Here is a 7,888-nt window from a genome sequence, read left to right on the forward strand (position 1 = left end):
GCTCCCCGAGCCCGAGCCACCCGCCGGGCCGTGGAGCCTGGGGCGGCTCTCGGCGGTGCACCGCCTGCCGCCGGCGCCCCCGGCGGCAGGCGGGACCGCCCCGCCGGACCGGCGCGCGGCCGGGCGCATCCGCATCGGCCGCGCCGAGGACAACGACGTCGTCGTCGCCGACCTGCTGGTCTCGCGCCACCACGCCGAGCTCGTCGCCGACGGCGTCGGCGGCTGGGAGATCGTCGACCTCGGCAGCCCGAACGGCACCTACGTCGACGGCCGGCGCGTGCGGCACGTCAAGCTGCGCCCCGGGATGCTGCTCGGGATCGGGCACGCCCTGTTCCACCTCGAGGGCGACCGCCTCGTCGAGCGCGTGGACGCCGGCGCCGTCGCGTTCCGCGCACAGGACCTCGTCGTGCGCACCCCGAAGGGCACGACCCTCCTCGACCGGGTCGGCTTCGCCCTCGAGGAGAACAGCCTGCTCGCCGTCGTCGGCCCCTCGGGCGCGGGCAAGTCCACGCTGCTGCGGGCCCTGACCGGGTTCCGGCCCGCCGATGAGGGCGTGGTCACCTACGCCGACCGGGACCTCTACACCGACTACGACGAGCTGCGCCAGCGCATCGGCCTCGTGCCGCAGGACGACATCCTGCACCCGCAGCTCACCGTGCGCCGCGCCCTGGCCTACGCCGCCCGCCTGCGGTTCCCCTCCGACACCACCGCCGCCGAGCGGGACCGCCGGATCGACGAGGTGATCGGCGAGCTCGGCCTCACCGGCCAGGCCGAGCAGCGCATCGACTCCCTGTCCGGCGGCCAGCGCAAACGCACCAGCGTCGCCCTGGAGCTGCTCACCCGACCCTCCCTGCTCTTCCTCGACGAACCCACCTCCGGCCTCGACCCCGGACTCGACAAGTCCGTCATGCACACCCTGCGCGGCCTCGCCGACGACGGCCGCACCGTCGTCGTCGTCACCCACAACGTCGCCAACCTCGACGTCTGCGACCGCCTCCTGCTCCTCGCCCCCGGCGCGCCCGGTGAGGAGGGAGGCAGGGTCGCCTACTTCGGACCCCCGCGGGAGGCACTGCAGTACTTCGGGGTGTCGGACTTCGCCGACCTCTTCCTGCTGCTGGAGCGGCGCTCCGACGTCGACTGGGGCGAGCGCTACCGGCGCTCGTCGCTCGCCGAGCGCTGGATCGGCACCCCGCCGCCCGGCGCGTCGGCACCCGCGCGGCCGGGCACACCACCCACGGCGCCGCCACCGCGCCAGCAGTCCGCGCTCGCCCAGTTCGGCATCCTCGCGCGGCGCTACCTCGCGGTCATCGCCGCCGACCGGCAGTACACGATCTTCATGGTCGTGCTGCCGCTGGTGCTGGCGCTGCTGTCGCACGCGCTGCCGGTGGACACCGGCCTCTCGCTGGCCGAGCAGCTGCGGGGCGTGCCGGGCGCGCCGCAGAGCCTGCTCATGGTGTTCGTCGTGGGCGCCGCCCTGATGGGGTCGGCCGCGTCGATCCGCGAGCTGGTCAAGGAACGCGAGATCTACCGTCGCGAGCGGGCCATCGGGCTCTCCCGCGCGAGCTACCTGCTCTCCAAGGTGGTCGTGCTCGCGGTGATCACCGGGCTGCAGGGCGTGGTGCTGGGCGTGCTCGGCACCGTCGGGCGTCCCGGGCCGGACGAGGCCGTGGTGCTGCCCGACCCGCGCCTGGAGATCCTCGTCGCGATCGCGCTGACCACGGTGGCGAGCATGGCGGTGGGGCTCGCGGTGTCGGCGTGGATCGACAACGCCGACCGCGGCATGCCGCTGCTCGTGCTGCTCGCGATGCTGCAGTTCATCCTCTCCAGCGCCCTGCTGCAGATCGGCGGCAGCCCCGTGCTGGCGCAGCTGTCGTGGCTCGTGCCCGCCCGGTGGGGCTTCGCGCTCGGCGCGTCGACGATCGGGGTCCGGACCGGCCCCGGCGTGCCGCCGCCATACACCGAGGCCGACCCCCTCTGGGACCACACCGCGGGCGCGTGGTTGCTCGACCTCGGCGCGCTGACCGCGGTCACCGTCGGCTTCGTCGTCCTCGCCGGGCTGCTGCTGCGCCGGCTCGACCCGCGCCACCGGCCGGCCCGATGACGATCACCGCCGGGTCCCGTCCCGGCCGCCCCACCGACGACACCGACGCCGTCGGGCCCTACCGGCTCGTCGAGCACCTCGGCGGCGGGGTGTTCCGGGCCCGCGACACCGTCCGGCGGCGCGCGGTGGCCCTGGAGCTGCCGGAGCCGACGGCGGACCCGGCGGTGTTCCGGCTGGTCGCGCGGACGGCCGCACGGCTCTGCTCGCCGCACGTCGTCCCCATCCACGACTTCGGCGTCGTCGACGGGCGCCCCTTCCTCGCCGTGCGCCTCGTGCCCGGAACCGACCTCGCCGCCGAGATCGCGCGGCGCGGGCCGCTGCCGGCCCGGCGCGTGGCGGCGATCGTGCGCCAGGTCGCCGACGCGCTCGACGCCGCGCACGCCGACGGGCTCGTGCACGGCGGCGTGACGCCCGCGCGGGTCCTGCTCGAGCAGCGTTCGGGGCACGACGTCGTCTCCCTCACCGGGTTCGGCGGGGCCTCGCTCGGCGGCGACCGGGGCGTCGACCTGCGGGCGCTGGCGGACCTGCTCGTCGAGGCGCGCACCGGGCGTCCCGCCGCCGCCGACCCGGAGCTCCCGCCCGCCCTCGCCGCGGTGGTCGAGCGCGCCGCACGGTGGCCGACGGCGGGCGCGTTCGCGGACGCGGCGCACCGGGCCCTGACGGGCAGGCCGACGACGGGCGCGCCCTCGGGCGCCCCGCCGGTCACCCCGCCGCGCGGGACGCGCTACGTCGCGGTGACCCCGGCGGTCCCGCCGGCGCCGGACCCCGCCCTGCCCCGCTCCCCGGGCAGCCGGTGGCTCGCCCTCGGCGCCGTGACCGCGGTGGCCGCCGTGGCCGCCCTCCTGGTGGCCCTGGTCGGCGCGGCCCGGGTGGCCGGGGACGCGCCGGCACCGGCGGCCCCGACCGCGCCCGTGGCCGTCGCGGCCGGGCCGCTCGCCGCAGCCTTCCCCGACGTGGCGCGCCTCGGTGCGGGCTGCGCGGCCTACCGACCCGGCCCCGGCGAGTACGTGACGTCGCAGGGCGCGCGTCCCGTGGCCGTCATCGGCTGTGACCACGGCGCCACCGTCCCCGGCGCCTCCGTCTACTACACGCAGTGGCCGACCGCGGCCGACGCCGGGCGGTGGCAGGCCGACCAGGCCGCCGGCGGTCCGGGCCTCGCCGGCCCCTTCTCGTGGACCGACGCCGCGGGCGAGACCCAGGGGCCGGTCCACACCCGCGCGGCCCCCGACGGCACGATCTACACCACGGCTGCGTACGCCGAACGGCCCTATGCCGTGGACCTCGTCACCCGGTCGGCCGAGGACGCGCGACGTCTCCTCCCGGCGCTGCAGCTCCTCCCCGCGGCGCAGGTCCCGGCCTGAACGCGGGCGCCCCGCGGGCCGCTCGGTGGCCATTCTGTGACCAACCGTGAGGGAACTCTGCGAAAAGTGTGAGGCCTATGGCCTCACCCAGGGCGATCACACATACTCTCGGTGACTTTCATCCGGCGGGGGAGCGGGTCTCCCGGCGGGTCGAGGACACGATCCAGGAGAGCGCCCCATGAGCACCGAGGCCCCCGGCCACTCGCCCTCGCCGTCGTCGGGCGAACCGGCCGAGACGTTCGGGCCGTACCGCCTCGAGCAGCGCATCGGCCGCGGCGGGATGGGCGAGGTGTTCCGCGCGTTCGACACGTCCCGGCAGCGCACCGTGGCCCTCAAGCGCCTGCACGGCGGGCTCGCCGACGACGGCGACTACCAGGAGCGCTTCCGCCGCGAGTCCCGCACGGCCGCCCGGCTCTCGTCGCCGCACGTGATCCCGATCCACGACTTCGGCACCATCGACGGCCGCCTCTACATCGACATGCGACTGGTGTCCGGCGTCGACCTCGCCGAGGAGATCGAGCGCGAGGGCCGGATCGAGCCGCGCCGCGCCGCCGAGATCGTCCGTCAGACGGCGGACGCCCTCGATGCCGCGCACGACGACGGCCTCATCCACCGCGACGTCAAGCCGTCCAACGTGCTGATCACCCAGCACCGCGGGCGCGACTTCGTCTACCTGGTCGACTTCGGCATCGTCCGCGCGATGGGCGGCGACACCAAGAGCTCGCTCACCGGCACCGGCTCCGCGATCGGCACGCTCGCCTACATGGCCCCCGAGCTGTTCATGGGCCGCGAGATGGACCGCCGCGTCGACGTCTACGCCCTGGGCTGCCTGCTGTTCGAGGCGATCGCGGGCCGCCCGCCGTTCCTCTCCGAGGGCCCGGGTCTGATGTACGACCACCTCAACGCGACGCCGCCGCGGCTCTCGGAGGTGGCGCCGGGCTCGCCGCCCGCGCTCGACGAGGTGCTCGCACGGGCCATGGCCAAGGACCCGACGCAGCGCTACGCGACCGCCGGCGACTTCGCCGACGCCGCCGTGCGCGCCGTCGGCGGCGAGGTGTCGCCGACCGGGCCCGGCCCGACCGACGCCCAGGCCCCCGGGTCGGGTGCCGGCGCTGCCGGTGCCGTCGGCGCGGCGGGCGCGGCGGGCGCGGCGGGTGTTGCGGCCGGCACGGCCGGCTCACAGTCCGCCACCCCGACGCACGTACCCGGCCCGCGGCCGAGCTCGGGACCGCAGGCGGCGCCGTGGACGCCCGGCCCCCAGCAGCCGTCCCCGTTCGGCACGCCGCAGACCTCCGGCCCGCAGGCAGCCCCCGCCTGGGGCGGACCGGGCAGCGGCCCGGTGCCCGGCGCCCCCGGCCAGAGCGGCCCGAACGCGGGCTACGGGCCGGCCGGCTACCCGGGCACCACCCCGCAGTACGCGCCGGGCTACGGCACCGGCCAGTTCCCGCCGCCGGGCGGCGGCGGGCCGCAGACCGGGTGGTACGGCCAGCCCCCGCAGCCCCCGAAGGGCGGCAAGGGCAAGGTCGTCGCGATCGTCGCCGGCGTCGCCGTGCTCCTGCTCGTCGTGGCCGTCGGCGCCGTGGTGCTGCTCAACCGGGGCTCGTCCACGCCGGCCGCGCCCCCGGTCACGACCGGCGCCACGACGACCACCCCCCAGACCACGTCGGCGTCGGTGCCGCCGGGGCAGCCCGCGCTCTCGCAGGTCTTCCCCGACGTCACGGCCTCCAACTGCCAGCAGGTCGACCCCGCGACCACCCCGCTGCGCACCCAGAGCGGCGTCGTCGCGACCGAGGTCTACTACTGCGACTACGCCAGCACCGCCCCTGGCGCCCGCGTGATCTTCGCCCGGTGGCCGGACGCGGCGGGCGCGCGCGCCTGGTACGACGACACCGCCCGCCTCGGCCCGCGCATCGAGGAGTTCGAGAGCTGGCAGGTCGGGGGCGTCGAGCAGGGGCCGCTGTACACCGCGCAGTCCAACGGCACCGTGTACTCCACCGGCATCTACTCGGGCCTGAACTACAGCTGGGAGATCCGGACCTCGAACCTCGACCAGTCCAACCAGGTGTTCAACGCGATGCAGTTCCGCGCTCGCTCGACCTTCGGCGGGTGAGCGGCCCTCCCGACGAGGCCGCGCCGCCCGCGACGGACGTCGTGACGGAGGAGCCGCCGGGCGGCGACGGCGAGTCGCTGTCCGGCGGCCACTACCGGCTCGGGGCGCCGGTGACGGCGCTGGTCCGGACGGCCCGGGACACCTGGGCCGACGCGGACGTCGTCGCCGTCGCGCTCGCGCCCGGCGGTGACGGCGCCGGCGATGCCCTCACCCGGTGCGCCCGGGACACCCGGCGCGCGGCGGCGCACCCGCACCCCGCGCTCGCCCCGGTGCGCGACGTCGCGGCCGGTGTCGACCGGCAGCTCTGGCTCGTGCACGACGTGCCGGCCGGCGCCCGCGGTCTCGCCGACGCCGGTCCCCTGCCGGCGGCGCGCCTGCTGCACCACGCCCAGCAGCTCGCGGAGGCCCTGGCCGCCGCGCACGCCGCCCGGCTGGTGCACGGCCGGGTCGGTCCGGACGTCGTGCTCGTCGGGCCCGGCGACGAGGTGCGGCTGCTCGGCACGCCCTCGGGCGTGCGGCCGGACGACCGCGCCGTCGCCGAGGACGACGACGTCCGCGCCCTCGCCGCCGTGCTCGCCGCGGTGCCGACGGCCGACGCGACCGTCGACCCGGACGGCGACCTGTCCGGGCGTCTCGCCGCCGCGCTCGCGGACATCGCCGGGGCCCGGCCGGAGACGGCCGGGACGCTCGGCGCGGGCCTGCGCGCCGCGCTGCGCGGGCTCGCCGGGGCGGACCCCGAGGAGCCGGTGCGGCGGACCGAGGTGATCAGCACCGTCGGGGTCACCGAGCGCTGGAGCCCACCGGTGGCCCGGTCCGCGGCCCCGCCCGGGCGCGCGGTGACGCGCGCGGGTGCCCCCGGCTCCCCCGCGCCGCCGGCCGCCCCACCCCGACCCGCCCCGTACGGCGGTCCGGCACCCCACGCTCGCCCGCTCCCCCGCCCACCGCGGACCCCGCCGGCTCCCCCGCCGCCCGGGCCGCCCCCGTCCCGGCGCACCGGATGGCTCGTCGCCGCGGTCGCGGTGGTCCTCGTGCTCCTGGTCCTCGTGCTCGCGGTGGTGCTGCGGCCCGATGGGCCGGACGCCCCGGCCCGTCCGGTGGCGCCCGGCGACCGGGTCGTCCCCGCCGTCGTCGGCGACCCGGGGACGGCCGAGCCCTGCGCGCTCGTCGATCCGGCGGCGCTGGCGCCCGGCGGGTCGGCGCGGGTGATCCCGGATCTCGGCAGCCCCGCCGCGTGCACCTTCGACGCGCTCGCCCCGGCCGGGGAGACGGTCGTCGTCGCCACTCTGGAGCCGGTGGCGACCGAGGTCGTCGCGGCCCCCGAGGAGCGCGTCGGCGCGCTGCTCGTGCGCCGGCCGGCGCCGCGCTCCGGGGTGTGCTCGCGGACGGTCGTCACCACCGAGGGGGTGCAGGTCGCGCTCGACGCGGTCGCGCCGCCGGGGTCGACGGCCGACCCGTGCCCCGCCGCCGACGCGGCCACCGACAGCACGGTCCGCACGCTCTCGGCCGGCACCCCGCTGCCGCGGCGCGCGACGGCCGACCCGCCCGGCGCGCTCACCGCCGCCGACACCTGCGCGCTGCTCACCCCGGCCGACCTCGGCACGGTGCCGGGCCTCGACGCCACCCGCGTCGCCCCCGGCACCGGCGGCTGGTCCTGCCGCTGGGGCGGCGGGCCGGGCGCCGGGTCCGTCGTCGACGTCGGGGTCGAGCGGCGCCGCACCGTCACCCCCACCGCCGACGTCGGCGGCCGACCCGCGACCGTCACCCCCCGCGACGGGGCCTGCGGCGTCGCGCTGGTCCAGCGCTCCTACACCGCCGTCGACGGCAGCCCGCGGGTCGAGCTGCTCGAGGTGACCGTGGCCGGCGCCCGCCCGCCCGACGCGCTGTGCGCCGACGCCACCCGTCTCGCCGCGGCGACCGTGCCGCGGCTGCCCGCCCCGTGACCCCCACCCGTGACCCCGGGATCGGGGGGTGCGCTCACGATCGAATTGGCCGAGACTTCCCCCGCCGTGGTCACCGCACCGAGGAGGCCTGATGACGAGCACGGAGCCGACCGCCGGAGCCCGGCGATGACGGCGGCCGCGAGCGCGGGGCCCTCCCGCGGCCCGTGGATCGCCAGCGTCGTGCTGGCGCTCGCCATCGTCGCGGCCGCGGGCCTCGCGGTGGCCACCCTCCTGGGCATCCGCGTGGCCCCGCTGTCGTCGCTGGCGTCCGTGGTCGCCCCGGTGGTCGCCCCGGTGGTCGCCCCGGTGACCGCGCCCGCCGAGCCCGCCCCGGCCGCGGCGCCGGCAGCGCCGGCCGAGCCCGCGCCGGCCGAGC

General features: G+C 78.1%; 5 protein-coding genes. All 5 read left to right on the forward strand.

Features of this window, described 5'->3' with window-relative positions; genetic code table 11:
• On the forward strand, positions 1–2,101 hold a 2,101-nt coding region (locus tag ABD994_RS30620), incomplete at its 5' end, for an ATP-binding cassette domain-containing protein (RefSeq protein WP_345425302.1).
• Complete coding sequence (locus ABD994_RS30625) at positions 2,098–3,462, forward strand: hypothetical protein (RefSeq protein WP_345425305.1); 1,365 nt, start codon at positions 2,098–2,100, stop codon at positions 3,460–3,462. The genes ABD994_RS30620 and ABD994_RS30625, both read left to right, overlap by 4 nt.
• Positions 3,463–3,640: 178 nt before the next feature.
• Positions 3,641–5,572, forward strand: a complete 1,932-nt coding sequence (locus ABD994_RS30630) for a serine/threonine-protein kinase (protein WP_345425309.1) — start codon at positions 3,641–3,643, stop codon at positions 5,570–5,572.
• Positions 5,569–7,512 carry a hypothetical protein gene (locus ABD994_RS30635; RefSeq protein WP_345425313.1) on the forward strand — a complete coding sequence of 648 codons (1,944 nt, stop codon included), beginning with the start codon at positions 5,569–5,571 and terminating at the stop codon, positions 7,510–7,512. Before ABD994_RS30630 ends, ABD994_RS30635 begins: the two co-directional genes overlap by 4 nt.
• A gap of 126 nt (positions 7,513–7,638) precedes the next feature.
• On the forward strand, positions 7,639–7,888 hold a 250-nt coding region (locus ABD994_RS30640), incomplete at its 3' end, for a hypothetical protein (protein WP_345425316.1).

This window comes from Actinomycetospora chlora, from assembly GCF_039542135.1.
In the GTDB taxonomy this organism is placed as follows: Bacteria; Actinomycetota; Actinomycetes; order Mycobacteriales; family Pseudonocardiaceae; genus Actinomycetospora; species Actinomycetospora chlora.

What these genes read in the sequence shown, in the direction of transcription:
- ABD994_RS30625 (WP_345425305.1), top strand. Translation starts at nt 2,098, where the DNA reads ATGACGATCACCGCCGGGTCCCGTCCCGGCCGCCCCACCGACGACACC.
- ABD994_RS30630 (WP_345425309.1), top strand. Translation starts at nt 3,641, where the DNA reads ATGAGCACCGAGGCCCCCGGCCACTCGCCCTCGCCGTCGTCGGGCGAA.